The organism is Streptomyces sp. NPDC019937 (assembly GCF_040631655.1).
In the GTDB taxonomy this organism is placed as follows: Bacteria; Actinomycetota; Actinomycetes; order Streptomycetales; family Streptomycetaceae; genus Streptomyces.
On the sequence record NZ_JBEYAL010000030.1, the window covers coordinates 43,161 to 68,590 of the forward strand.

General features: G+C 73.3%; 24 protein-coding genes. 7 read left to right on the forward strand and 17 right to left on the reverse strand.

Annotated elements, in window-relative coordinates; translation table 11 throughout:
- On the forward strand, positions 1 to 843 hold the full coding sequence (locus ABZ562_RS27665) for a PaaX family transcriptional regulator C-terminal domain-containing protein (RefSeq protein ID WP_361484663.1): 843 nt from the start codon (positions 1 to 3) through the stop codon (positions 841 to 843).
- A 22-nt stretch (positions 844 to 865) separates the two neighbouring features.
- On the opposite strand, the gene ABZ562_RS27670 is transcribed toward ABZ562_RS27665, so the two are convergent.
- The gene (locus ABZ562_RS27670; protein WP_361484665.1) at positions 866 to 1,369 is read right to left on the reverse strand and encodes a DUF3291 domain-containing protein; all 504 of its coding nucleotides are present in this window, start codon (positions 1,367 to 1,369) and stop codon (positions 866 to 868) included.
- A gap of 31 nt (positions 1,370 to 1,400) precedes the next feature.
- On the reverse strand, positions 1,401 to 2,090 hold the full coding sequence (locus ABZ562_RS27675) for a helix-turn-helix domain-containing protein (protein ID WP_361484667.1): 690 nt from the start codon (positions 2,088 to 2,090) through the stop codon (positions 1,401 to 1,403).
- 157 nt (positions 2,091 to 2,247) lie between these two features.
- Here ABZ562_RS27675 and ABZ562_RS27680 point away from each other — a divergent pair, with 157 nt between their 5' ends.
- The 3 genes from ABZ562_RS27680 to ABZ562_RS27690 all read left to right on the forward strand — a co-directional run bounded on the left by ABZ562_RS27680 (position 2,248) and on the right by ABZ562_RS27690 (position 4,362).
- On the forward strand, positions 2,248 to 3,462 hold the full coding sequence (locus ABZ562_RS27680; RefSeq protein ID WP_361484668.1) for a cytochrome P450: 1,215 nt from the start codon (positions 2,248 to 2,250) through the stop codon (positions 3,460 to 3,462).
- A 20-nt stretch (positions 3,463 to 3,482) separates the two neighbouring features.
- Positions 3,483 to 3,677: a ferredoxin gene (locus ABZ562_RS27685; RefSeq protein WP_361484670.1), complete on the forward strand. Its 195-nt coding sequence runs from the start codon at positions 3,483 to 3,485 to the stop codon at positions 3,675 to 3,677.
- A gap of 76 nt (positions 3,678 to 3,753) precedes the next feature.
- Positions 3,754 to 4,362: a helix-turn-helix domain-containing protein gene (locus tag ABZ562_RS27690; RefSeq protein WP_361484672.1), complete on the forward strand. Its 609-nt coding sequence runs from the start codon at positions 3,754 to 3,756 to the stop codon at positions 4,360 to 4,362.
- On the opposite strand, the gene ABZ562_RS27695 is transcribed toward ABZ562_RS27690, so the two are convergent.
- Positions 4,334 to 6,661: a bifunctional salicylyl-CoA 5-hydroxylase/oxidoreductase gene (locus tag ABZ562_RS27695; RefSeq protein ID WP_361484674.1), complete on the reverse strand. Its 2,328-nt coding sequence runs from the start codon at positions 6,659 to 6,661 to the stop codon at positions 4,334 to 4,336. The two genes, ABZ562_RS27690 and ABZ562_RS27695, sit on opposite strands and share 29 nt — an antisense overlap.
- Positions 6,658 to 7,485 carry an enoyl-CoA hydratase family protein gene (locus ABZ562_RS27700; RefSeq protein WP_361484676.1) on the reverse strand — a complete coding sequence of 276 codons (828 nt, stop codon included), beginning with the start codon at positions 7,483 to 7,485 and terminating at the stop codon, positions 6,658 to 6,660. The genes ABZ562_RS27695 and ABZ562_RS27700 overlap by 4 nt, the downstream gene beginning before the upstream one ends.
- 231 nt (positions 7,486 to 7,716) lie before the next feature.
- Between ABZ562_RS27700 and ABZ562_RS27705 the strand changes: the two genes are divergently transcribed.
- Positions 7,717 to 8,271, forward strand: coding sequence for an ATP-binding protein (locus ABZ562_RS27705; protein WP_361484678.1), 555 nt, complete (start codon positions 7,717 to 7,719; stop codon positions 8,269 to 8,271).
- A gap of 9 nt (positions 8,272 to 8,280) precedes the next feature.
- Here ABZ562_RS27705 and argF read toward each other — a convergent pair whose 3' ends face one another.
- From argF to ABZ562_RS27765, 12 genes are all read right to left on the reverse strand, one after another.
- Positions 8,281 to 9,282 (reverse strand): ornithine carbamoyltransferase, encoded by a 1,002-nt coding sequence (argF, locus tag ABZ562_RS27710; RefSeq protein ID WP_361484679.1) that lies wholly within the window; start codon positions 9,280 to 9,282, stop codon positions 8,281 to 8,283.
- A 151-nt stretch (positions 9,283 to 9,433) separates the two neighbouring features.
- Positions 9,434 to 10,663 (reverse strand): arginine deiminase, encoded by a 1,230-nt coding sequence (locus ABZ562_RS27715; protein ID WP_361484681.1) that lies wholly within the window; start codon positions 10,661 to 10,663, stop codon positions 9,434 to 9,436.
- Positions 10,664 to 10,746: 83 nt separating this feature from the next.
- Complete coding sequence (locus ABZ562_RS27720; RefSeq protein ID WP_361484683.1) at positions 10,747 to 11,526, reverse strand: hypothetical protein; 780 nt, start codon at positions 11,524 to 11,526, stop codon at positions 10,747 to 10,749.
- Between the two features lie 14 nt (positions 11,527 to 11,540).
- Complete coding sequence (locus ABZ562_RS27725) at positions 11,541 to 13,628, reverse strand: hypothetical protein (protein WP_361484685.1); 2,088 nt, start codon at positions 13,626 to 13,628, stop codon at positions 11,541 to 11,543.
- A gap of 268 nt (positions 13,629 to 13,896) precedes the next feature.
- On the reverse strand, positions 13,897 to 14,616 hold the full coding sequence (locus tag ABZ562_RS27730; RefSeq protein WP_361484687.1) for a Crp/Fnr family transcriptional regulator: 720 nt from the start codon (positions 14,614 to 14,616) through the stop codon (positions 13,897 to 13,899).
- A 218-nt stretch (positions 14,617 to 14,834) separates the two neighbouring features.
- On the reverse strand, positions 14,835 to 17,462 hold the full coding sequence (locus ABZ562_RS27735) for a polynucleotide kinase-phosphatase (protein WP_361484689.1): 2,628 nt from the start codon (positions 17,460 to 17,462) through the stop codon (positions 14,835 to 14,837).
- Complete coding sequence (locus ABZ562_RS27740) at positions 17,459 to 19,075, reverse strand: 3' terminal RNA ribose 2'-O-methyltransferase Hen1 (RefSeq protein ID WP_361484691.1); 1,617 nt, start codon at positions 19,073 to 19,075, stop codon at positions 17,459 to 17,461. The genes ABZ562_RS27735 and ABZ562_RS27740 overlap by 4 nt, the downstream gene beginning before the upstream one ends.
- Positions 19,076 to 19,109: 34 nt before the next feature.
- Positions 19,110 to 20,027, reverse strand: coding sequence for a homocysteine S-methyltransferase (mmuM, locus tag ABZ562_RS27745; RefSeq protein ID WP_361484692.1), 918 nt, complete (start codon positions 20,025 to 20,027; stop codon positions 19,110 to 19,112).
- A gap of 110 nt (positions 20,028 to 20,137) precedes the next feature.
- Complete coding sequence (locus tag ABZ562_RS27750; RefSeq protein WP_361484694.1) at positions 20,138 to 21,061, reverse strand: LLM class F420-dependent oxidoreductase; 924 nt, start codon at positions 21,059 to 21,061, stop codon at positions 20,138 to 20,140.
- 18 nt (positions 21,062 to 21,079) lie between these two features.
- A complete protein-coding gene (locus ABZ562_RS27755) occupies positions 21,080 to 21,565 on the reverse strand; it encodes a DUF6099 family protein (protein ID WP_055549708.1) in 486 nt (161 codons plus the stop codon).
- Positions 21,566 to 21,697: 132 nt separating this feature from the next.
- A complete protein-coding gene (locus ABZ562_RS27760) occupies positions 21,698 to 22,090 on the reverse strand; it encodes a nucleotide pyrophosphohydrolase (RefSeq protein ID WP_361484798.1) in 393 nt (130 codons plus the stop codon).
- Positions 22,091 to 22,103: 13 nt separating this feature from the next.
- Positions 22,104 to 23,240 carry an ATP-binding protein gene (locus ABZ562_RS27765; protein WP_361484697.1) on the reverse strand — a complete coding sequence of 379 codons (1,137 nt, stop codon included), beginning with the start codon at positions 23,238 to 23,240 and terminating at the stop codon, positions 22,104 to 22,106.
- 144 nt (positions 23,241 to 23,384) lie between these two features.
- Here ABZ562_RS27765 and ABZ562_RS27770 point away from each other — a divergent pair, with 144 nt between their 5' ends.
- Complete coding sequence (locus tag ABZ562_RS27770) at positions 23,385 to 23,909, forward strand: hypothetical protein (protein ID WP_361484699.1); 525 nt, start codon at positions 23,385 to 23,387, stop codon at positions 23,907 to 23,909.
- 108 nt (positions 23,910 to 24,017) lie between these two features.
- Positions 24,018 to 24,425 carry a hypothetical protein gene (locus ABZ562_RS27775; RefSeq protein WP_361484701.1) on the forward strand — a complete coding sequence of 136 codons (408 nt, stop codon included), beginning with the start codon at positions 24,018 to 24,020 and terminating at the stop codon, positions 24,423 to 24,425.
- Between the two features lie 39 nt (positions 24,426 to 24,464).
- On the opposite strand, the gene ABZ562_RS27780 is transcribed toward ABZ562_RS27775, so the two are convergent.
- On the reverse strand, positions 24,465 to 25,400 hold the full coding sequence (locus ABZ562_RS27780) for a hypothetical protein (RefSeq protein WP_361484703.1): 936 nt from the start codon (positions 25,398 to 25,400) through the stop codon (positions 24,465 to 24,467).
- Positions 25,401 to 25,430 lie beyond the last annotated feature (30 nt).

Genomic DNA, 25,430 nt, shown 5'->3' on the forward strand with positions numbered 1-25,430 from the left:
GTGAACGACCAGCACACCCCCCGCTCCCTGATCGTCACCCACTACGGCGCCTACGGGCGCGGCACCGCCGACCGCCCCGCCGGGCCGGTGCCCGTCGCCGCCCTCATCCGGCTGCTGGGCGCCGTCGGCGTCGACCCGCCCTCGGTGCGCTCCGCCGTCTCCCGCCTCAAGCGGCGCGGCCTGCTGGTCGCCGATCGCACCGCGACCGGCTCCGCCGGGTACGCCCTGTCCGCCGACGCCCGCCAGCTCCTCGACGACGGCGACCACCGCATCTACCCCCGCCCCGCCCCCGGGCCCGACCGCTGGCTCCTCGCCGTCTTCTCCGTCCCCGAACAGGAGCGCAACAAGCGTCACCTGCTCCGCTCCCGCCTCTCCCGCCTCGGCTTCGGCACCGCCGCCCCCGGCGTCTGGATCGCCCCGGACCGCCTCTACGACGAGACCCGCCACACCCTTCAGCGCCTCGGCCTCGCCTCCTACGTCGACCTCTTCCGGGGCGACCACGCGGGCTTCACCCCCACCGCCGAGGCGGTCCGCCGCTGGTGGGACCTGGACGAACTCGCCGCCCTCCACCACGCGTTCCTCACCGGCCACGAGCCGGTCCTCACCCACTGGACGCACCACGCCCCCACCCCCGAAGCCGCCTACCGCGACTACCTGCTGGCCCTCGACTCCTGGCGCCACCTGCCCTACGCCGACCCCGGCCTCCCCCCATCGCTCCTCCCCGCCGACTGGCCCGGCGCCCGCGCCGCCACGGTCTTCGCGGCGCTTCACGACCGCCTGCGCGACACGGGCGCGAAGTACGCGGAGGCGGCGCTGCGCGGAGCGGCGGTGAGACCGGCCTGATGGCACTCGCGGGCCGTTCGGGCTAGGCCGGCGGCACGGGCTGAAGGTGCTGGGCGGCCTCGGCCGCGGTGTAGGAGGCGGTGAAGGTGAACGCGCGGGGGGACGGCCCGTGCGCCCGCAGGTCCGCCAGCCGCTCCAGGGCCTCGTCGACGGTCGGGAGGTGACCGGCGGGGATCCACCAGAGCACCAGGTGCGCCTCGACGTGCCGCTCGAACCATTCGCGGCGCCGCCGCATCGCCTCCAGGTGCCCGCTGCGGTAGGTGAAGTCCCACAGGGCCTCCCGGGTCTCCCACACCGACAGGGTGACGATGACGTTCTCGCCCGCCGGGCGCAGGCCGGTGGCGTCGGCCGCCCCCTCCTCCACGAGCCGCCACACAAAGCCGGGTGCGCCGTCGGCGGCGGCGTTGACCGGGTCGAGCCTCTCGACGAACGGCGCCGTGCGCGGGTCGTCGAGGGGGTGGCGGAGCGTGGCGACGTTGAGGTGGGCGAGGTGGGCGAGGTGGGCGGCATGCGGGGATGCGGTCATGGCGTCATACCAGCACGGCCGACTTTCTATGTCAATCGATATTGTTTTTAGAAGGCTCGACCACCACACAGCACTCCCCCGGCCGGGCGTCCATGCGGGCACGGACGGGACCGTCCGTGCCGAGCAGCCCCTCCAACAGCGCGAGATTCATGCCGCAGACCAGCGGCGGGAAGCGTTCGGCGACGGCATGGAAGGGGCAGTTGCGCATACGGACGACGCGCGCGGCCGCCCCGGGCGCCCCCTTGGCGCCTTCGGCATCTTCCAGGTGGGGTTCGTAGCCGCGGGCGGCCAGCGCCTCCATGGCTTCTTCGAGACCGCCGCAGGGCGCCGCCGAGCCGCGCAGGGCCTCGCCCCGGCGGCGGGCGGCCACGCAGAGCCCGGCGTCCAGCCCGGCCTGCTCAGCGGCCTCGGCGAGCAGCTCGGCGGCGGTGCGGTAGTCGCGGGCGGGCAGCGACACCGCCCGCTCGGCCCGTGCCCGCGTGTACACCTTGGCGGGCCGGCCCGCCCCCGGCCCCGAACGCCCTGTCAGGCGGCGGCTGCCGCTCTCCAGCAGCCCGGCCTCGGCCAGCCTGTCCAGATGGTGCGCAGCGAGCGCGCGCGCCACCCCGGCCGCCTCGGCGGCCTCGTTGCGGCCGACCTCGCGGCCCTGTGCCACCACGTACTCGTACAGGCGGCGGCGCACCGGATCCCGCAACGCCGCGATCGCTTCGATGTCCTTCACCCGGCCATTCTAGGAATAATGCAGATTGGAGATAGAAGCCCCGGTTCCTCACCGGCACCACCCGGGGCGAATGTCGGCCACACCTTCTAAAGCGATTGCCTTAATAAGTCAGTCGACTTACGGTGATCGCAGGTCCCCGACACCGGAGGAGTCCCCCATGACGGAAGCCGTCCCCGACTACCCGTTCGAGCAGCCGAACCTCCTGGAGCCCCCGCGCGAGTGGGCCGAGACGCGGGCCGCGTGCCCCGTGGCACACGTGCGGATGCCCAGTGGGGATGTGGTCGGTCTGCTGACCGGGTACGAGGAGATCCGCGGGCTGCTGACCGACCCGCGGTTCAGCCGCAACCTCGACCGCAAGGGCGCCGCGCGCATGGCGACCACCGACGACGGGGGGATGTTCAGCCGGCCGTCCCCGGGAGAGGTGGACAACAAGGAGGGGCCGGGGCACCGGCGGTGGCGGCGGCTGATCAGCCGTGCGTTCACGGTGAAGAAGATGGAGGCGTGGCGGCCGCGCGTCCAGGAGATGGCCGACGCGCTGGTGGACGACATGATCGCCAAGGGGTCGCCCGCGGATCTCCGCGCGGCGCTGGCGCTGCCCCTTCCGGTGCAGGTCATCTGCGCGCTGCTCGGCGCGCCGAGCGAGGACCAGGACAGGTTCGCGCACTGGTCGGAGGTGCTGCTGACGCTGACGCGTTACACCCAGGCCGAAGTGGACGAGGCACAGCGGGACTTCCACGCCTACGCGTCGGATCTCGTCGAGCGCAAGCGGGCGCGTCCGGGCGAGGACCTGCTCAGTGAGCTGACCCAGATCTCCGACAGCGAGGACGGGCGGCTCAGCCACGACGAGCTGATCTCCACCGCGGTCGGCCTCCTGCTGGCGGGGCACGAGACCACCTCCAACATGATCCTGAAGATGACGGCGATGCTGCTGTCCGAGCGGGAGCGCTACGAAGCCGTGGTCGCCGACCCCGGGCTGGTCCCCGGCGTGGTGGAGGAAGCGCTGCGGATGGACGCGAACGGCGGCGTGGGCATCCCGCGGTTCATCACCGAGGACACGGAGGTCGGCGGGGTGCCGGTCGCCGCCGGGAGCACGCTGTTCGTCAATCTGCACGCCGCCAACCGGGACGAGCGCAAGTTCCCCGAGCCCGACCGGTTCGATCCGCGCCGCGAGAACAACGCCCAGCACCTCGCCTTCGGCGCGGGTCCGCACTTCTGCGTCGGGCAGACCCTCGCGCGGGTGGAACTCCAGGTGGTCCTCGGCACGTTCGTCAGGCGGCTGCCGGAGCTGCGGCTGCGGGAGTCCGCGGAGAATCTCCGCGCCCGCGAGGGAGTCGCGGCGGGCGGTTTCGAGGACCTGTGGGTCACCTGGTGACGGCCGGCGAGGAAGGTACCATGAAGATCACTGCTGACCAGGGAGTCTGCTGCGGCAGCGGGATGTGCGTGCTCAGGGCCGACCAGGTCTTCGACCAGCGTGAGGAGGACGGGATCGTGGTCGTGCTGGACGACGCTCCGCCTCCGGAGCACTTCGACGCCGTCCGTGAGGCGGCCTCGGTGTGCCCGACCGGCGCCATCCACCTGACGGAATGACCCTCCCAGCGGAATGACTCTCCCCGGCCCGGCTGCCCCGCCCTCTCCCCGCTCGGTGCTCGCGCGGGACAAACTGATGCGCACCGCCGAGCGGCTCTACGCCGAGCGCGGCTTCGCGAACGTGTCGGTCAGGCAGATCAGCGAGGCAGCCGGCCAGCGGAACAACTCCGCGGTGCAGTACCACTTCGACAGCCGTGACAACCTCATCAAGACGATCCTGTCGAACCACACCGCGCTCGTGGAGAAGCACCGCATCGCCATGGTGGAGGCGCTGCGCGGGCAGAGGGCCGTGTCCCTGGAGGAGCACTACCGCTGCCTCATCCTGCCGACCGTGGAGACCCATGTCGAAGCGGGCACCCCCACGTGGCGCGCCCGCTTCTTCGCCCAGGCGCTCGTCGAACCGGTGTTCCGCGACTACGTCCTGCGGGAGCATCTGGACAGCCCGTCCCTGCGCCTGCTGGACGAGATCGGCGCCATTCGCCGGGACGACATCCGCCCCGATCTCTTCGCCCGGCACGGCGCCATGGTGCGCCAGCTGTCGGCGCACGCCTTCGCCGAGCTGGAGTACGACCTGGCGAACGGCCGTATCGACCCCGCCGCGGCGGTGGATTCGTGGCGGGTCCTGGGCCGGGACCTGATCACAGCGCTGTGCGGGCTCAGCACCGCCCTGCTCGGTCCCCTCTGAGGTTCTGGAGCGCGAGCCGGGGCCGGGGGGCGTCGGTGCGGCCGGTGGGGGGTTTGCGGCTGCCCGCCCGGTACGGGAGGGGCCAGGGGGCGGCGGGGCCGGTGTAGCCCTGGTCGGCGGCGGCGTGCAGGGTCCAATGGGGGTCGTAGAGGTGGGGGCGGGCGAGGGCGCAGAGGTCGGCGCGGCCCGCCAGGATCAGGGAGTTGACGTCGTCCCAGGAGGAGATGGCGCCGACCGCGATGACGGGAACGCCCAGTTCGTTGCGTATGCGGTCGGCGTAGGGGGTCTGGTAGGAGCGGCCGAAGTCGGGGGTCTCGTGGGGGACGACCTGGCCGGTGGAGACGTCGATGGCGTCGGCGCCGTGAGCGGTGAAGGCGGCGGCGATGGCGACGGCGTCGTCCGCCGTGGTGCCGCCGTCGGCCCAGTCGGTGGCGGAGACGCGGACCGTCATGGGGCGGTCGCCGGGCCAGACGGCGCGGACGGCGTCGAAGACCTCCAGCGGGTAGCGGAGGCGGGCCTCGATGGAGCCCCCGTAGGCGTCGGTGCGGTGGTTGGTGAGCGGGGAGAGGAAGCTGGAGAGCAGATAGCCGTGGGCGCAGTGGAGTTCGAGGAGGTCGAAGCCCGCGCGGACGGCGCGTTCGGCGGCGCGGACGAACTGGTCGCGGACGGCGGCGAGTCCGGCGGCGTCGAGGGCGTGCGGGGTCTGGCTGACGCCGGGGCGGTACGGGAGGGGCGAGGGGGCGGCGAGGGGCCAGTTGCCGTGCGGGAGGGGAAGGTCGATGCCCTCCCACATCAGCCGGGTGGAGCCCTTGCGCCCGCTGTGGCCGAGCTGGACGCCGACGGCCACGCCCGGCGCGTGGGTGTGGGCGAAGTCGGTGACACGGCGCCAGGCGGTTTCGTGGGCGTCGGCGTAGAGGCCGGTGCAGCCGGGAGTGATACGGCCCTCCGGACTGACGCAGACCATTTCCGTCATCACCAGCCCGGCCCCGCCGAGCGCCCGGCCGCCGAGGTGGACGAGGTGGAAGTCGCCGGGGGTTCCGTCGTGGGCGGCGGAGTACATGTCCATGGGGGACACGACGACGCGGTTGCGGAGGGTGAGGCCGCGGAGGCGGAAGGGGGTGAACATGGGCGGGGTCGCGGCGGGAACGGCGGCCTCCCGCTCCACCGTCTCGACGAATTCCGTATCGCGCAGCCGCAGGTTGTCGTGGGTGACGCGGCGGCTGCGGGTGAGGAGGTTGAAGGCGAACTGCCGGGGCGGCTGGTCCAGATACAGCTCCAGGTTCTCGAACCACTCCAGGCTGGCGCGGGCCGCGCGCTGGGTGGATTCGACGACCGGGCGGCGTTCGGCCTCGTACGCGGCGAGCGCGTCGGGCAGGACGGGGTGTTCGTCGAGGGCGGCGGCCAGGGCGAGGGCGTCCTCGACGGCGAGTTTGGTGCCGGAGCCGATGGAGAAGTGGGCGGTGTGCGCGGCGTCGCCGATGAGGACCGTGTTGCCGTGTGACCAGCGCTCGTTGACGACCGTACGGAAGGCGGTCCACTGGGAGCGGTTGCCGCGCAGGGGGTGGCCGCCGAGGGCGTCGGCGAAGAGCTTGGCGCAGCGCTCGGTGGATTCGCGCTCGGTGCACCGGTCGAGTCCGGCCCGTCGCCACACCTCTTCCCGCGTCTCGATGATGACGGTGCTGGCGTCCGGCTCATACGGGTAGCCGTGGAGCTGCATGACGCCGTGCCCGGTCTCGGCGATCTCGAAGCGAAAGGCGTCCAGGGCGATGTCGGCGGCGAGCCAGATGTAGCGGCAGCGGTGGGTGGTGATGTGGGGGCGGAAGGCGTCGGCGTGGGCCTGGCGGGTGGCGCTGCCCGCCCCGTCGGCCGCGATGACCAGGTCGTACGTGCGTGACAGCTGCTCGGCGGGCGGCGCCTGGGTGCGGAAGCGGAGCCGTACGCCGAGGGCCTGGCAGCGCTCGTGGAGGATGCGCAGCAGTCGGCGGCGGCCGAGGGCGGCGAAGCCGTGGCCGCCGGAGGTGAGCACATGGCCCCGGTGGGCCACGTCGATGTCGTCCCAGCGGACGAACGCGTCGCGGAGGGCGGCGTAGACGGCCGGATCGGCGTGTTCGATGCCGCCGAGGGTCTCGTCGGAGAGGACGACACCGAAGCCGAAGGTCTCGTCGGGGCCGCCCCGCTCCCAGACGGTGATCTCGCGCCGCGGGTCGAGGCGGGCGAGCAGGGCCGCGGCGTAGAGGCCGCCGGGGCCTCCGCCGATGACGGCGATGCGCAGGGGGCGGCCGGGAGAGGGGGCGGTCATCGGCCCTGCCACCGGGGGGTGCGGCCGGCGGTGAACGCGGCGTGGAACTCGGCGTAGTCCGCGCCGGTCATCAGCAGCGCCTGGGTCGACGCGTCCATCTCGATCGCGGCGGACAGCGGCATGTCGAGTTCGGCGGTGAGCAGCGCCTTGGTCTGGGCGAGGGCGAGGGAGGGGCCGTCGGCCAGCCGCCGGGCGAGCGCCGCCGCCTCGGCCCCGGCCTGTCCCTCGTCGGACAGCACGCTGATCAGTCCGATGCGCTCGGCCTCGGGGGCGCGGACCGGTTCGCCGAGCATCAGCAGCCGGGTGGCGTGGCCGAGTCCGACCACGCGGGGCAGCAGATAGGCCGCGCCCATGTCGCCGCCGGAGAGCCCGACCTTGGTGAAGAGGAAGGAGAAGCGGGCCGACGGGTCGGCGACCCGGAAGTCGGCGGCGAGCGCGAGGACGGCGCCCGCGCCCGCGGCGGCGCCGTGCACGGCGGCCACCACGGGGAAGGGGCACTCCCTCAAGCCGCGGACCACCTGCCCGGTCATCCGGTTGAAGTCGAGCAGCCGGCGGGTGTCCATGGCGAGGGTGGCGCCGATGATCTCGTCGACGTCGCCGCCGGAGCAGAAGCCGCGGCCCTCGCCGCCGAGCACCAGGGCGCGCACGGAGCCGTCGCGGGCCAGCTCGGCGAGGAGGTCGCGCAGATCGGCGTAGGCGCCGAAGGTGAGCGCGTTGAGCTTCTCGGGGCGGGCGAGGGTGACGGTGGCGACGCCTTGGTCGAGGGTGAGGCGCAGATGCCGCCAGTCCTCGGTGCGGGGCGCGGAACCGGTGAATGGACTCATGGGGGCCATGGCCTCCTTCAGCCGGACGGCTGGGTCTGCCGGGTGCCTGCCCTTCGAAGTTATCACCGGTACGTGACTGTCGTCACGAGCGCGCGATAGGGCGGATGCATGATCGGGGAGGACATAAGTCCTCCCAAGAGTGGTCCATGGCCCCTTCCGGCACTATCGTCCGCTTCATACCGTCAAGGGCTGCGGTGCCCCTCCTCCCCACCGACCGACTGGACCAGTACGTTGCCCGATCCCACCCGCGCCGCCACCTGGCGCTTCGCACTGCCGCACACCACGGCCGCGGTGCCGCTGGCCCGTGCGCTGATCCGCAACACGCTGGCGGACATCGGCGCGCCCGTGGACGGTGACACGGCGGAGCTGCTGACGGCCGAGCTGGTCGCCAACGCCGTGCAGCACACGGTCGGGGACGAGCCGATAGAGCTGGTGGTGGAGCTGGTGCCGACCGGCGGCTGGCAGGTCGAGGTGCACGACATGGACCCCACCCCGCCCGGCGGGTTCGGCGGACCGGACGGCCACGGTCCGGGCGGCACACGGGAGGCCGTACGGGACGGCGTGCGCGATGACGTGCGCGATGACGTGCGCGATGACGTGCGCGAGTCCGACGGCCCGGGCCGCCCCGAGGGCCCGAAGAGACCCGACGCCCTCGCCGAACGGGGACGCGGGCTGCTGCTCATCCGCGCCCTCAGCGCGGACACCGGCTACCGCCCCACGCCCTACGGCAAGGCCGTCTGGTTCACACTGCCCCCGGCGGAAGCCTCGGAGGCCACGGAGAGGTGACGGCTTCGGCTACGCGCCGAGCGTCGCGACCAGCACCGCCTTGATGGTGTGCATCCGGTTCTCCGCCTCGTCGAAGACGACCGAGTGCTCCGACTCGAAGACCTCCTCGGTGACCTCCAGCTCGGTCAGCCCGTGCCGCTCGTGGATCTCCCGGCCCACGTCGGTGCCCAGGTCGTGGAAGGCCGGGAGGCAGTGCAGGAACTTCACGGCGTCGTTGCCGGTGGCGCGCAGCACGTCCATCGTCACCGCGTACGGCCCCAGCAGAGCTATCCGCTCGTCCCACACCTCCTTGGGCTCACCCATGGACACCCAGACGTCGGTGGCGATGAAGTCCGCGCCGCGCACGCCCTCGGAGACGTCCTCGGTGAGCGTGATCCGGGCGCCGGAGGCCTTGGCCATCTGACGCGCCAGCTCCACGATGGTGTTGTCCGGCCACAGCAGCTTGGGCGCGACGATCCGGACGTCCATGCCCAGCAGGGCGCCGGTGACGAGGTAGGAGTTGCCCATGTTGTACCGGGCGTCGCCGAGGTAGGCGTAGGCGATCCGGTCCAGCGGCTTGGTGCTGTGCTCGGTCATGGTGAGGATGTCGGCGAGCATCTGGGTGGGGTGCCACTCGTCGGTGAGGCCGTTGTAGACCGGCACCCCGGCGTGGGCGGCCAGCTCCTCGACGACGCCCTGGCCGTGTCCGCGGTACTCGATCGCGTCGTACATCCGCCCGAGCACCCGCGCCGTGTCCTTGACCGATTCCTTGTGCCCGATCTGCGAGCCGGTCGGGTCGAGGTACGTGGTGGAGGCGCCCTGGTCGGCGGCGGCGACCTCGAAGGCGCAGCGGGTGCGGGTGGAGGTCTTCTCGAAGATCAGGGCGATGTTCCTGCCCTGGAGCCGACGCACCTCCGCGCCCGCGCGCTTGGCCGCCTTCAGCTCGGCCGACAGGTCGACCAGGCGCCGGAACTCCTCCGCGGTGAAGTCCAGCTCCTTGAGGAAGTGACGGCCGGTGAGGTCAATCGCCATGGGTGGGCTCCTATGTCGCGGCGGTCGAGCGGGTCGGGCGGGCGGACGTGGTCGCAGCGCACATCACTCCGACCGGAACCATGGAAGCATATACGAGCAGCTGTATATATACGGAGGCCCGGGGGGTGACCCCTCCATTACGGCTCCACGGCTACGACTCCACGGCGTCCCGCTCGACCGGGCAGCTCATGCAGCGCGGCCCGCCCCGGCCGCGGCCCAGCTCGCTGCCCGGGATGTCGATGACCTCGATACCGCGCTTGCGCAGGAAGGTGTTGGTCGTCGCGTTCCGCTCGTAGGCGACGACCACGCCCGGCTCGACCGCGAGCACGTTACAGCCGTCGTCCCACTGCTCGCGCTCCGCCGCGTGCACGTCCTGGGTGGCGGTGAGCACCCGGATGGCGTCCAGGCCGAGGGCCGCGGCTATGGCCCGGTGCATGTGCTCCGGCGGATGGTCGGTGACCTTCAGTTCCTGGCCGCCCGCGCCCGGCTCGATGGTGTACGAGCGGAGCATCCCGAGCCCCGCGTACTGGGTGAAGGTGTCCCCGTCGACCATCGTCATCACCGTGTCGAGGTGCATGAAGGCGCGCCCCTTGGGCATGTCGAGCGCCACGATCGTACGGGCGGAACCGGCCTCGAAGAGCCGGTGGGCCAGCATCTCCACCGCCTGCGGGGTGGTCCGCTCGCTCATGCCGATCAGCACCGCGCCCTTGCCGAGCACCAGCACGTCGCCGCCCTCGATCGTCGAGGGGTACGCGGCCTGGCCCTCCGACCAGACGTGGAAGTCCTCGTCCGCGAACAGGGGGTGGTGGCGGTAGACGGCCTCGTAGTGCACCGTCTCGTGCCAGCGGGCGGGCCAGCGCATCGCGTTGATGGCCACCCCGTCGTACACCCAGGCGGAGGCGTCCCGGGTGAAGAGGTGGTTGGGCAGCGGGTTCACCAGGAAGTCGTCGGGCTCCATGGCGTGGAAGCGGATGGAGACCGGCTCCGGGAACCGCGCCAGATACTCCCGCTTCGTCATGCCGCCGATCAGCGCCTCGGTCAGCTCCGGGGCGGTCAGCTCGTCGAACGCCGCGCGCAGCCGGTCGGTGGCCAGCGGGCCGTACTCCTTCTCGTCGAAGACCCGGTCCAGCACCAGGGTCCGCGCCTCGGCGAGGGCCAGGCTCTCGGCCAGCAGGTCACCGAACAGATGGACCTCGACGCCCCGGTCGCGCAGCACGTCCGCGAAGCCGTCGTGCTCCTGACGGGCCCGGCGCACCCACAGGACGTCGTCGAAGAGGAGCGCGTCCCGGTTGGAGGGGGTGAGCCGCTTCAGCTCCAGGTCGGGACGGTGCAGAATGACGCGGCGCAGCCGCCCGGCCTCCGAGTCCACATGGAATCCCATGATTCCATCTTCGCCGTTCCGGGCCCGCCGCGGATGTCCCGCGACACAAGTCGTGACCGAGGCCCCGGGCCTGACCGCCCCGGTCAGACCGCGGCCAGGATGACGATCAGGACCAGGGCCACGGCCAGGAAGCCCAGCAGGGCCGAGACCCACAGCTGACCGGGCTGCAGATCGATGCGGCCACCGCTCTCCTTGGCGGGTCGGCGGGCGGGCCGGCGGGCCCCACGGGGGCCGGCCTCCGCGCGCTCCCGGCACCCCTCATGCTCCCGGCACTCCTCCGCCAGCCCGCCGAACAGCGCCTTCCAGCCCTTCTCCCCGAAGCCGGTGACCTGCCGGGCGGCGACGATACGGCGCACCACCTCGCGCCCCGCGCCGTCGCCCGCCGCCCACAGCCCGGGCAGGACGCACGCCATCAGCTCGGGCACGGCGCCCCGGTCGGCGTACGGGCGCACCAGGCCCTCGTACAGCATCAGCGCGTTGCGCACCCGAAGCCGGTCGCCGCCGCCCGGCTGATCGAGGTAGAGGTGGGCGATCAACACCTTCTCGCAGACCGCGTCGGCGAGCCGTGGCCCGCGCTCGGGGGCGCGGCGCACCAGCTCGACGACGATGCGGGTGGCCCGGTCGGCGGGCAGCCCCGCGTCGAGCGCGCTCAGCAGCAGCCCGTCGTCGGCCTCGCGCAGCGCCGCGGGGAGGGCGTCGCCGCCATGGCGCAGCGCCTCGCGCAGGCCGCGCTGGGTGCGTACGCCGCCCACCGGCGTCCGGGACGGGCCGCCGCCCGTGTCCTGTACGTGCTCCGTGTTCCGTATGTGCCCCGTGTCCTGGGTGTACTCCGTGTCCTGGGTGTACTCCGTGTCCTTCACCATCGACGTCCCTCTCCTCACAGCGCTTCCAGCACCTCCCGGATCCGGGTGGCCGCCCGTACGTCGAGCGGTTCGTCACCGTCATGCGCCAGCCGGGGCAGGAAGCCGTACAACACCGCCAGCTGGCGGTCGTCGCGGGCGGCCCGCCGGATCCAGCCGACCAGCGCGTCTTCGGCCGCGGCCGCCGACCGGGCCCAGGTCAGGGCGGCCCGCAGCAGTTCGGCGAGCTGCGGTGCGCTGCCCGGGCGGGCCGCCAGCAGCGCGGTGGCCAGCGGCCAGGCGGCGTACGGCTCCAGCTCCGGCACCTCGCCCAGGCCCCACAGGTGGGAGGTCCGGGTGGTGACGGCGCGCAGCACCGTCAGCAGCGCCAGGTCCCGGCGCGGCCGCCGGGTGTCGTGCAGCCAGTGGGTGAGCCCGGCGAGCACGGCCTCCGGTTCCGTCCCGGCCAGCAGCCGCAGCACGCTGTACGAGGTGATCCGGCCGTCGTCCTCGTACGCCAGCCGGGCCAGCTCCTCCAGGGACGCCCGGACCGAGCCCGCCGCGAGGCCGTAGCCGTGGGCGAGGACCGCCGTCTCGCGCTCGCGCTCGTCGTCGCCGAGCGCCCAGCCGCGCAGCAGGCCGTCCACGGCGGGCCGTACGCCCTCGTCACGGGCCGCCTCGGCGAGCGCGGTGGCCGCCGCCATCCGCTGCACCGGGCTGTCGGCGCGGGCCAGCGGCAGCAGCAGTTCGACGAAGCCGTACAGATAGTCGCGGGCGCAGAGCACTCCCGCGGCGACCGCCGCGCGCACCCACACCTGGGGGCGCGGATCGTCGCACAGGGCGCGCAGCCAGCGGGCCATCGGGCCGCGGACGTTGTGGTGGCCGTCCCACGCCTCGCACAGCACCGCGGACGCCAGCCGCCGCCCCTGGAACCGGACGGCGCGGACCGGGACCGACGCGTCGCCCAGGTCCTCCACGCCGTCGCCGCACACCGCGCGCGCCGCGGCGAGCCCCGCGCCGGGGCGGGCGGCGAACAGCTGGCGCCCGGGCGCGTACTGCGGGTCGAGGGTGACGGCCAGCTCCCAGGTCAGCAGCTCGGCGGCCTCGGCGGTGAGGCTGTGCGCCGAGCCGTTGAAGACGGCGAGCGCGATCCGCAGCGCCGCCGTACGCAGGGCGGGCAGCGCGGCGGGCAGCGTCCCGGGGCGGCCCGCGCCGTCGAACCACGCGCGGGCCTGGTCCGGGGCGAAGGCCCGGCAGCGCTCCCGCAGCCCCTCGTCGGACAGCCGGCCCTCGGCGTGGGCGGCGAGGTGCCGGGCGAGCCGGGCGGCCTCGCCGGGGCGCGGCTCGTCCAGGCCGAGCGCGTCGGCCACGTCGGGGCGGGCGGCGGTGGCGCGGGCGAGGTCCAGCAGTTCGGCGGGTTTGTCCGCGAGCAGGTCGGCCAGCTGGTGGTCCAGCACCTCGGCGGCGGCCGGGGGTTCGTACGGTACGGCGTGCCGGCGGACGCTCAGCAGCCGGTCGGCGGCCGGGCCGTCCGCGACCAGGACGACGGCGAACGCCTCGCGCTCGGCGAAGTGGGCGCGCAGCCGGTCCAGGAGGGGGCCGGGGTCGGTGTCGTCGGCGGGGAGTTCGAGGAGGTAGCCGTGGCCGCGCTCGGTCCGCTGCGCGGTGGGGGCGGCGCCGGGCCCGAGCCGGATCACGTCACCGCCCGCCGCCTCGGTCTCTCCCTCGGTCGGGCCGTCTCCCTCGGTCAGGTCGTCTCCTTCGGTCAGGTCCGCCAGGAGCGCGAGTCCGGTCCAGGCGCGGCCGGTGCCGGGTTCGCCGCACAGGGCGAGGAGGTGAGTGTGGCGCAGCCGCTCCCGCATCGCGGCGTAGCCGGGGACGGGCCGGTAGACCCGGCGCAGATGCGCCAGCTCCTCGCGGGCGACCGGCCCCTCGGGCAGCGGACGGTGCTCGTCCCCGCCCGGCGGGCGCGGCGGGCAGTCGGCGAGGCGCAGGTGCGCGCGCGCCTCGCGCGCCGTGCGGGCGCCGCCCGCCTCCCCCGCGCCGTCCAGCGGGCCGCCCCTCGGGATGTCCAGCCGCCGCGGGCCCGGTTCCGCCGGGATGCCGATGTCGTCCGGTCCGCTCATCGCCCGCCGTCCTTCATGCCGTGGTCCCCGTGGGTCCTCGTACGTTCCTCGGGGGCGGCGTCCTTGGAGGCAGGCCCGGAAGCGGGCGGCGAAGCCTCTCCCCCGATCCGCCCCGCCGCCCTTCTCCGGTGCCAGGCACTGGGCCGTGTGCACCCCCGTCGCACACGGTCCCGTTCGCCTGTGCCACCACCAGAGTGGGCCGGGCGCGGGGCGGGGGCTGTAGCCGTTTACACAGTCGCGCGCATTCGCGGGGCGTGCGCGCCCGCGCTCATTCGCAGGGGCGCGCCGGGATGTGCTCCCCCGTCGCACGCCCCTCGGCCAGCAGCCGCAGCAGCCCGATGTCCCGCACCTCGAAGCGGCGCGAGGCGGTCCGTACGACACCCTGGTCGCGCAGCAGCCGCAACGCCTTGGCGACGGCTTCCCGGGTCGAGCCCACGGCGGCGGCGATGTCGTGCTGCGGCAGCGGCAGATCGACGGCGATGGCCCCGCCGGGACCGGTGTGCCCGGTGCGTTCGGCGATCTCGACCAGCCGGGCGGCCAGCCGCTGGAGCACCTTCTCGGAGGCGAGGGAGCGCCGTTCACCGTCGGAGCTGCGCAGCCGGGAGCTGAACTGGCGCATGATCAATACGGTGGCGACCGGCCGCGCGGCCAGATAGGCGCGGAACCGGTCGCCGGAGACCACGACCGCCTCCATCCGGCCGAGCGCGGTGACGGTGGCGCTGCGCGAGCCGTGGTCCACCGCGGCCTGGTCCCCCACCACCTCGCCCGCGCCGCGCAGCGCCAGGATCAGCCGCACCCCGCGCTCGGTCTCCACCGAGACGGTGGCCCAGCCGGAGACGATCGCGACGACGAAGGTGGTGCGGTCGTGCTCGCGCAGGACGACCTCGGAGGGTTCGTACGTCCGCGGGCTGCCGAGCGCGAGCAGCGCGCGCCGGTCGTCGGCGGGAAGCGCGTGCAGAAAGGGCCGGCCGTCCTCGAAGAGACTCATCCGCCCTCCCGCTTCGCTGGTGGCTCGTCAGGTTGCGGAGAACCGATGGGATGACGAGCACGCTAGGCAGGTGGCACGGGCACGTCAATGGGGCGGCCGGAACCGGTGTCCACGGACGGACCTGCGGCGGAATCCGTTCGAACACCCCTGCAGTCCCCCGCCCGTCCGTCGGAGCCGGCACCGGCCCGCCCGAGCCGAGGGACAGCCGCCGCCCTCCGCTACAGCCGGGGGTCCACCGGCTCCGACTCCAGGGCCAGCACCGCGAACACCGCCTCGTGTACCCGCCACAGCGGCTCGCCGTCCGCCAGCCGGTCCAGCGCCTCCAGCCCCAGGGCGTACTCCCGCAGGGCGAGCGAGCGCTTGTGGCCGAGGTGGCGCCGGCGCAGCCGGTCCAGGTTCTCCGGGCGGGTGTACTCCGGGCCGTAGACGATCCGCAGATACTCCCGGCCCCGGCATTTGACGCCCGGCTGGACCAGCCGGCCGTCGCCCTTGCGGACGAAGCCCTGGAGGGGTTTGACGACCATGCCCTCGCCGCCCGCCTCCGTCAGCTCCAGCCACCAGGCGACGCCCTCGGCCACCGACGCGTCGTCCTCGGTGTCGACGACCAGGCGGCGGGTGGGGGCCAGCAGGGGGCCGCCGTCCGGGCCCGGCTTCTCCGCCTCGATCATGCGGTCGATCAGGGCGAGCTGCCGGTCGTGCGGGAGCGCGGTGAGACTGCGGCCCTGGGCGGCCAGGATCTGGAACGGCGCCATCCGTATGCCGTCGAGCCCGTCGACCGGCCAGCAGTAGCGCCGGTACGCCTCCGTGAACGCGGCCGCGTCCACGGCCCGCCCGCGCTGCTTGTCCAGGAGCGCGGTCACCTCGACGCCACGCGCCGCCGCGCCCTCCAGCGCCGAGAGCACCCCCGGGAAGACGGCGCCCGAGGCCGCGCCCACCGCCGCGTACTGGTTGCGCAGCAGCCCCGCCGCCTTGAGGGACCACGGCATCAACTCGGCGTCCAGCAGCAGCCAGTCGGTCTCCAGCTCCTGCCACAGACCGGCGCCCCCGATGCCGCCGCGCACCCCGCCGAGGACGGACTCGGTCAGCCGCGGGTCGTCGAAGAACGGCCGCCCGGTGCGGGTGTACACCATGCCGGATACGCCCTCGGGTGCCCCGAAGCGCTCCTTCGCCACCTCCTCGTCGCGGCAGACCAGCGCCACCGCCCGGGAGCCCATGTGCTTCTCCTCGCAGATCACCTGGCGCACCCCGTCGGCCCGGTAGGCGGCGAACGCCTCGGCCGGGTGCTCCAGGTAGTGTCCATCAGCGGCTCCGCCGCGGGCCTCCTCGGCGGAGGTGGCGGCGGGCGCCATGGTGGGCGGGAGGTAGGCGAGCAGCCGCGGGTCGACGGCGAAGCGGCTCATGACCTCCAGCGCCGCCGCCGCGTTCTCCTCCTCGACCGCGATCCGGCCCATGTGCCGGGTCTCGACGACGCGGCGGCCGCGCACATCGGCCAGGTCGAGCGGACGGCCGTCGGTGCCGCCCGGGGCCTCGTTGCCCAGGGGCTTGACCGGCTCGTACCAGACGCGCTCGGCCGGGACGTCCACGATCTCGCGCTCCGGCCAGCGCAGCGCGGTCATCCGGCCGCCGAAGACGCAACCGGTGTCCAGGCAGAGGGTGTTGTTCAGCCAGGACGCCCTTGGGGTGGGGGTGTGGCCGTAGACGACGGCGGCGCGGCCCCGGTAGTCCTCGGCCCATGGATAGCGCACCGGCAGCCCGAACTCATCGGTCTCACCGGTCGTCTCCCCGTACAGCGCGTGCGACCGCACCCGGCCCGAGGTGCGGCCGTGGTACTTCTCGGGCAGCCCGGCGTGACAGACCACCAGCGCCCCGCCGTCCAGCACGTAGTGGCTGACCAGCGACTCGATGAACTCCCGCGCCCGGTCGGCGAACTCCGGGTCCGCGGCGTGCTCACGGTCCAGCTGCTCGACGGTCTCGGCGAGGCCGTGGGCGATCCGGACCTTGCGGCCCTTGAGGTAGCGGACGAGCTTGTTCTCGTGGTTGCCGGGCACGCACAGGGCCGCCCCGGAGGCGACCATGCCCATCGCCAGGCGCAGCACCCCGGGGCTGTCCGGACCGCGGTCGACGAGGTCGCCGACGAAGACGGCGGTGCGCCCCTCGGGGTGGACGGCGTCGACCGGGCGGCCCCGCTCGTCGCGGCGCAGCGCGTATCCGAGCTTGCCCAGCAGCGTCTCCAGCTCGGAGCGGCAGCCGTGGATGTCGCCGATGATGTCGAACGGGCCGGTGAGGTGGCGCAGATCGTTGTAGCGGCGCTCGGTGACGACCTCGGCGGCCTCGACCTGCTCGGCACCGCGCAGGATGTGCACCTTGCGGAACCCCTCGCGCTCCAGGGACCTCAGGGAGCGGCGCAGCTCGCGGCGCTGGCGCGGGATGACGTGGGAGGGCATGCCGGCCCGGTCGGGGCGGGCCGCGTTGCGCCGCGCGCATTCGCCCTCGGGGATGTCGAGGACGATCGCGACCGGGAGGACGTCGTGCTCGCGCGCCAGCTGGATCAGGGCGCGGCGGGCCTCGGGCTGGACGTTGGTCGCGTCGACCACGGTCAGCCGCCCGGCCGCCAGCCGCTTGCCCGCGATGTAGTGGAGCAGGTCGAAGGCGTCCGAGGTGGCGCTCTGGTCGTTCTCGTCGTCGGAGACCAGGCCCCGGCAGACGTCGGAGGAGACGATCTGGGTGGGCAGGAAGTGGCGCCGGGCGAAGGTGGACTTGCCCGAGCCGGTGGTGCCGACGAGGACCACGAGGGACAGGTCGGGCACGCCGAGGCTGCGCCGGTCGAGCGTCGTGGTGTCGGTCATGCGGCGGCCTCCTTCGATGGGGTCGTCGTGTTGGTCGTCGTGGTCGTCGTCCGGGTTTCGCCGCCGTCCTGCCGGAAGAGCGCGAGCTGGGTCGGCGGGCCGACCTCGGGGTCCTCAGGGCCGACGGGGCGGAACTCCACGGCATAGCCGTGCCGTTCGGCGACCCCCCGGGCCCAGTGGCCGAACTCCTCGCGCGTCCACTCGAAGCGGTGGTCGGGGTGGCGGACCTGCCCGGCGGGCAGGGACTCCCAGCGCACGTTGTACTCGACGTTGGGCGTGGTCACCACGACGGCCGTGGGCCGGGCGGCGCCGAACACCGCGTACTCCAGGGCGGGCAGCCGGGACGGATCCACATGCTCGATCACCTCGCTGAGCACCGCCGCGTCATAGCCGGTCAGCCGGGAGTCGGTGTACGCGAGCGAGCCCTGCGTCAGCTTGAGCCGCGCCGACTGCCGCTCGGGCATCCGGTCCAGGCGCAGCCGCCGCGCCGCCTCGTTCAGCGCGCGTATCGACACATCGATACCGACGATCTCGGTGAACCGCGCGTCCTTGAGCAGCTCGCCCAGCAACTGACCCTGGCCGCAGCCGAGGTCCAGCACCCGGGACGCCCCGGCGCCCCGCAGGGCTTCGAGGATCGCCGCGCGCCGCCGCACGGCCAGCGACACCGGCCGCGGTGCGCTCTCCTCCTCCGGCTCCACTCCCCCTCGCTCCCCTCGCTCCACCTGCTCCGGCTGCCCTCCCTGCTCCGGCTGCTCCGGCTGTCCTTCCTGCTCGGCGGGGTCGGCCGCGTACTCGGCGGCGGGCTCCTCCACCGCGTTGTCGATCTCCTCCACCTCGGCGTCGTCCGTCTCCGCGAGCCGCGCCAGCTCCAGCCGCTCCATCGCGCTGCGGGTCAGCGACCAGCGGCGGGCCAGATAGCGGTTGGTGATCAGCCGCTGCTCGGGATGGTGCTCAAGCCAGCCCTCGCCGGACCGCAGCAGCTTGTCCACCTCGTCCGGGGTGACCCAGTAGTGCTTGGCGTCGTCCAGGACCGGCAGCAGTACATACAGATGGCGCAGGGCGTCGGCGAGCCGCAGCTCGCCCTCCAGCACCAGCCGTACGTACCGCGAGTCGCCCCACTGCGGGAACCGCTCGTCCAGCGGCACCGGCTCGGCCGTCACCGCCCAGCCCAGCGGCGCGAAGAGCCGCTCGACCAGGGCGGCGCCGCCGCGCGCGGGCAGGGCGGGCACCTCGATCCGCAGGGGCAGCGGCCGCTCCGGCAGCTCGGGCCGCGCCTTGCACTGTCCCCTCAGGGCGCTGGAGAAGACGGTGCTCAGCGCGACGGCCAGCAGCGAGGAGGCCGCGTACGGACGGTCGTTGACGTACTGGGCGAGCGCGGAGTCGGGCGCGCCGCCCCGCCCCTTGCCCCGGCCTCGCCGCACCAGCGCGACGGGGTCGACCTCCAGCAGCAGCGCCGCCGTGCAGCGCTCGGCGTCCGCCTCGGGGTAGAGGAGATGCGCCGTGCCGTGGGAGGTCGAGAACCGCTGCGCCTTGTCGGGGTGTTTGTGCAGCAGAAATCCCAGGTCGGTCGCGGGGCGCTCGCTGGTGCCGGTGGTGGTTATCGTCAAGAACACCCGTCCGAGTATCGCCGGGTGAGCGCCCCCTCACCTAATGGTTTCCCACGACGCCCGCCAGTTCGGCGATCCGGTCCGGCCCCACCCGGCAGCAGCCGCCGATGAGCCGCGCACCGGCATCCCGCCACGCCTTCACCCGCGCCGGGTCGAAGGTCGACCGCCCGCGCCAGCTCCGGGCCGCCGCGTCCCACTCCTCTCCGCTGTTCGGATACACCACCACCGGCTTTCCGGTGGCCTCGGCCGCTATCTCCACGGCCCGGTCCGCGTCGCCCGGCTCGCAGCAGTTGACGCCGACGGCGATCACCTGCTCGTTCCCGGCGGCGAGGGCGAACGCCTCCCGGAGCGGCTGCCCGGCCCGGGTGGTCTCCCCCGCGATGCTGTACGACAGCCAGACGGGCACCCCGCAGCCCTCGACGGCCCGCAGCATGGCCGCCGCCTCGTCGGCGTCCGGCACCGTCTCCAGCGCGAGCACATCGGGCCCGGCCGCCACCAGGGCCTCGATCCGCGGCCGGTGGAACCGCTCCAGCTCGGCCACGCTCAGCCCGTACCGCCCCCGGTACTCGCTGCCGTCGGCCAGCATCGCCCCGTAGGGCCCCACGGAGGCCGCCACCCACACCGGGGCGGCCTGGCCGGCAGCCTGCCCGGCCGCGCCGCGCGCCAGCTCGACGCTGCGGCCCAGCAGCGCCGTGGCGTCCTCGCGCGCCACGCCCCGGTGGGCGAAGCCCTCGTAGGTGGCCTGGTAGCTGCTGGTGATGAGCACCCGTGCGCCCGCCCGCACATACGCGGCGTGCGCCGCCTCGATCTGCCCCGGGTCGTCGGCGAGCAGCCGGGCCGACCACAGCTCGTCGGACAGGTCGCAGCCCTGTGCCTCCAGTTGGTTGGACAGCCCGCCGTCGAGGACGAGCGGCGCGCCTTCCAGAGCGGTGGCCAGTGGCGTGGGCGGGACGGACATCACGGGTACTCCTGGTGGTTCGGTGAGCCATGGGGCTCCGTCGGCCCGGCGGCCGGGGCGGGCCGACGGGTCGGTCGGACCGGTGGCCGATGGGACCTGCCGGCCGGCGGTCAGCCCAGCTGGGCCTGGACCTGGGATGAAATCAGCTCGAGGTGATCGAGGTCGTCGAGGTCCAGAATCTGGAGGTAGACCCGGGACGCCCCGGCCTCCGCATAGCGGCCGATCTTCTCGACGACCTCGGCCGGGGAGCCCGCCAGCCCGTTCTCCTTCAGCTCCGGGACCTCGCGGCCGATCTTCGCGGCCCGCCGGGCGACCTCGGCGTCGTCCTTGCCCACACAGGCCACCAGCGCGTTGGAGTACACCAGGTCGTCGCCCTTGCGCCCGGCCTCCTCGGCGGCCGCCCGCACCCGGCCGAACTGGGCCTGGCTGTCCTCGACCGAAGCGAACGGCATGTTGAACTCGTCCGCGAACCGCGCGGCCAGCCGCGGGGTGCGGGTCGGCCCCTGGCCGCCGACCAGCACCGGCACCCGGTCCTGGGCGGGCTTGGGCAGCGCGGGCGAGTCGGTGAGCTGGTAGTGCGCACCGTCATGGCTGAAGGTCTCGCCGGCCGGCGTCTTCCACAGGCCGGTGACGATGGCCAGCTGCTCCTCCAGCCGCGCGAACTTCTGCTTCGGGAAGGGGATGCCGTACGCGGTGTGCTCCTCCTCGTACCAGCCGGCGCCGAGGCCCAGCTCGACCCGTCCACCCGACATCTGGTCGACCTGCGCGACCTGGATCGCGAGGACGCCCGGCAGCCGGAAGGTGGCGGCGGTCATCAGGGTGCCCAGCCGGATCCGCTTGGTCTCGCGGGCCAGCCCGGCCAGGGTGAGCCACGCGTCGGTCGGGCCCGGCAGCCCGTCGACATCCCCCATGTGCAGATAGTGGTCCGAACGGAAGAAGGCGTCGAAGCCGAGGTCTTCGGTGGCCTTCGCGACGGACAGCAGAGTGTCGTAGGTCGCCCCCTGCTGGGGCTCGGTGAAAATGCGGAGATCCATGGCCCCCATCCTGCCTTCTCACGCCGCACCACCCCACTCCCCACCCCACTCCAGCTCCGTGAGGTGCCTCAGCATCCCGTGGACCCGGTCCCTGGCCTCGTCCGCCGCGTCGATCGCCTCCACGCACTGCCAGTACAGCGCCTCCTCCTCCGTGCTGGAGGCGACGCCCACCAGCGCGAATCCCGCCTCCGCGAGCAGATCCCCCAGCGCCAGCAGCACGCCCCTGGGGTCCCGCACCTCCGACATCTGAGCCGCCCGTAACCCCGCGCCGCGCAGCGCGGGATGGTGCAGCGCCGGGTGGAACAGCGCCCCGCGCGCCCTGCCACCCGCCTCGCACAGGCCGCGCGCCTCCGCTCGCGCCGCCGCCGGGCCGCTCACCATGAAGTATCCGCCGACCGCTTCCGCCAGCGCCTGGACCTGCCAGGCCTCGGCCACGATGTCGTGCACACCCCCGGCCTTCGCCAGGGCGTGCCGGGTGACACCGATCAGCCGCATCGCGTCCATGCCCCGAACCCCTCTCAACGGACTTTCCGCACCCGTCACTCCTCCACTACCCAGAGTGATGACTAACAGGCCGAAAAGCTAGGGGAATTCAGGAATCTGTTGACAACAGTTGCGTTATGGATAACTTCATCACTACTGAGAGTGACGAACGGGGCCTCCAGGGCCCGCGACCGGGAACCGGCCCTCGTTGCGGTCGATCTTCGCGGCCAGCGCCGCGAGCGCGTCGATCCCCAGTACCTCGCAGAACTGGAGCAGATACGCCAGCACGTCGGCGACCTCGTCCTCGACCCGGGCCGCCTTCCCCGGCTCCTCCATCACCCGCGCCGACTCCTCCGGCGTCAGCCACTGGAAGATCTCCACCAGCTCCGACGCCTCGACGCTCAGCGCCGCCGCCAGGTTCTTCGGGGTGTGGTACCGCTGCCAGTCGCGCACCGCAGCGAAGGCCGCCAGCCTGCGCTGCAGGCCCGCCACATCGAGGTCGTCGGACCGTCGCTCCCCAGCGGCGGGACACGCGGCGGAAGGCACACCGGACTCGGGTTCACAAGACTCGCTCACGCTCCAGGTTTACCACCGTGACGGGGGCGTCCCCGACCGCCCCCGTCACGTCCCCCACCGTCCCCACCAGCCGGATGTGCCCCCGTGCGCACATCCGGGCCGCCACCCCCAGCAGCTCCCGCGCCTGCCGCCGGTCCAGGCACCGGTCGAAACCGTCCGCCAGCACCGTCAGCACCTGCCGGGCCGGCAGGACGTCCGCGGCCGGGTCCATCGCCAGCACCCCCGGCCCGGTCAGCAGCACCAGCGCGAGCGCCAGATAGCGCAACTCCCCGTCGCCCAGCCGCTCCACGGGCATCGCGCCCAGCTCCCCCTGCTCCACCAGGGCCCGCACCCCGCCGCCCCCGGCGCCCTCGGTCACCAGGCCCTCCACCGGCCCCGCGCACCCCGCCCGCACCGCCGCGACCAGCGCCGCGTGCCGGGAGCCGCACTCCCGGCTGGTGCGCCGCAGCACCGCCGCCAGGTTCTCGCAGCCCCCGCGCAGCCGCCCGTCGCGCGGCGCGGCCGGCGCCCGCATCCGATCCGGCCGCGGATCGCACGGGAACACCGAGCGCAGCGCGATCACCACCTGCTCGGCGGCGGCCAGCGCCAGCCGCTGCCCCTCGGTGATGCCCGCCACCCGCAGGGGCAGCACCGAGGTCGCCAGCCGGTCGTCGGGCAGCGGAGCCCGGGTGACCGCGACCGCCCCCGCCGTGTGCCAGGCGGCCTGCACGCAGCGCCGCCCCGGGTCGCGCAGTGCCGTCTCCAACAGGGTCTCCCCCGCCCCCGTCAACCGCTCGCCCACGATGCGCAGTTCGGGTTCGGCCTGTACGGCGACATCGAGCCGCACCGGCCCGACCGGGCCGTCCACGGTGCACCCGATGCGAAAGCCGCGCCGCCCCTGCCGGTCCGGCCGCGCCCGGCGCGGGATGTACGACGCCGGCTCGCGGAACACCTCCGCGAGCCGGGCGCCGCCCGCCAGGCGCGCGAGCGCCCCGTACGCCTCCAGCACGCCCGACTTACCGCTTCCGCTCGGCCCGGCGAACAGCGTCAGCGGCCCCAGGGAAAAGACCGCACGTCGATGGGACTTGAAGGCGGACAGCCTCAACTCGGTCACGGCGGGCCGCAGCCCGGATGCGCTCATGCCCGGAACATATCTGTGGCGCATACCGCCGAACCGTTACTCCTTCCGTATCTTCCTACCATCGGGGGATGGTGACCGTGGCCGAAGATGACCGATGGGGAAGCGGGGGCGACATGAACGGGGCAGCGGTGAGGGGTGGTCGTGTTGGCTGACAGCACCTTCTGGATCGCGGCGCTCACCGGCGGCACCGCCGTCCTGGCCAGCTGGGTCACCAGCCGCGGCAACACCCGCGCCGCCCAGATCCAGGCCGACACCGCGGCCCGCGCCCAGCAGAAGGAGCGGCTGCGCGACAGCAGGCGCACCGCGTACCTCGAACTGATCGAGCAGGTTCACCGCATGGGCGACTTCTACTGGGAGATCTCCGCGGCCCAGCGGAGCGGCGAATTCCGGACCCGTCCCGCCCTGCTCGACGAAACGCTGGAGCGCGAGCGCGACCACTACGGGAAGCTGCGGCACTGTGCGCGGGTGGTCGAACTGGAGGGCCCCGCCGCCGCGGGCGAGGCGGCCCACAAGCTCCAGAAGTCGACCGGCCGGTTCCACCGCTCGCTGGAGGCCATGGCCGCCGACGACGCCGAGGCGGTACGGCGCTTCAACGACGCCTACAGCCCGTTCTGGGCCGCCCTCGCGGACTTCGTGGACGCCGCGAAGACGTCCCTCCAGGAGCCGTAGACGACGGCCGCCGACCGCGGGCCCCAACAGCACAACCTTCAACTTGACTTGACCGTCTATTTACGGTGAGCTGCGGCGTCTACTTGATGAGATCCGGGGGGATCCCGCATGAATCGCACCATACGTACCGCCGCCGTGTCCGTGGCCCTCACCGGCCTCGTGCTCGGCCTCGCCGCCTGCACGGAGGAGAAGGCCGTCGACACCGTGGACAAAGTGGTGGACCAGACGTACGAGGTCACCTACGAGGTGACGGGGAAGAACGTGGACTCGATCGAGTTCAACGGGGGCGGCGGCAAGGCCATGAACCCCAAGACGGCGACGGTGAAGAAGCCCACGCTGCCCTGGAAGAAGACGGTGACGCTGCGGGGCATCATGCCGTCGTCGGTGATGCCGGTCTCCACCGACTCCACGGTGAGCTGCAAGATCCTGCACAAGGGCAAGGTCATCGCCGAGGAGAAGGGCGAAAGCCTGATCAACGCCGGCGGCTGCGTCGCGGAGTCGCCGATCGGCGAGTGACGCCGGGCGGCTCGCCCGGGGTCGCGCATCACCACCCGCTCAGTGGTGCCGGGGATGCGCTTCGAGTGCGCCGAGGCTGATGGTTGCGCGCTGCAGTTTCGCGTCGTGGGGTGCGTTCAATCCGGCGTTGGCGATGTACAGCTGGTTGCCGTGTACGGCGGTGGTGGTGGGTGAGGCGAGGCCGTCGGCTGCGGTCGGTGCGGTCTGGGCGGTTCCGTTCGGGGGCACGACGCTGATCCGGTCGGTCGGGTCGTTCTGCGCGGCGAAGACGGTGTCGGAGCGGCTGTCGAGGAAGGAGAAGTCGTCGACGTCGGGCAGCTTGTCGGCGACAGTATGGATGGCGCCGGGCGTTCCGTGGACGGTGACCGGGATCCTCAGCAGCGTTCCCTGGTTGAAGTTGCTCACCCATACGGCGCCCTTGTGGAAGCGGACGCCGTTCACACCCAGCTTCAGGGATGCCTTGGGGTCGGGTGCGAGCGCCGGGCCGGTCAGCCAGACCCTCGCCGGCCCGCCGGAGGCGGGCATGGCCCACACCGTGCCGCTCCGGCTGTCGGCGGCATAGAGGGCACGGCCGGTCGGATCGATGGCCAGGCCGTTGAGCAGGCCGTCGACGGGCAGGGCGGCCAGGCGCTCGGGGCGGCCGTGCGGGGGCAGTTTCCAGGTACCGTTCCGGGAGGCATCGTCGGAGGCCACGTTGTAGGAGACGGTGCCGTCGCTGCCGCGGGTGTTGCCGGTGATCTGATCGCCCAGGTGCCCGCTGACGAGGGTGGTCCGGTGCCCGGACGAGGTGATCCGTATCAGCTTCGGCGGCTTGCGCGCGGGCGCGCCCAGCAGGGATACGGTCAGGGAGCCGTCCGGGTCGACGGTGATGTTCTCGGGAGAGTCGCCGGAGGCGAAGTCGCACGCGGCCATGGTCTTCACGTTGGTGACGACGGGCTGCGTACGGTCTGCTCCGGCGGACGCGGACGGGGGCAAGACGAGAACAGCCGCCGCAGCGGGGATTGC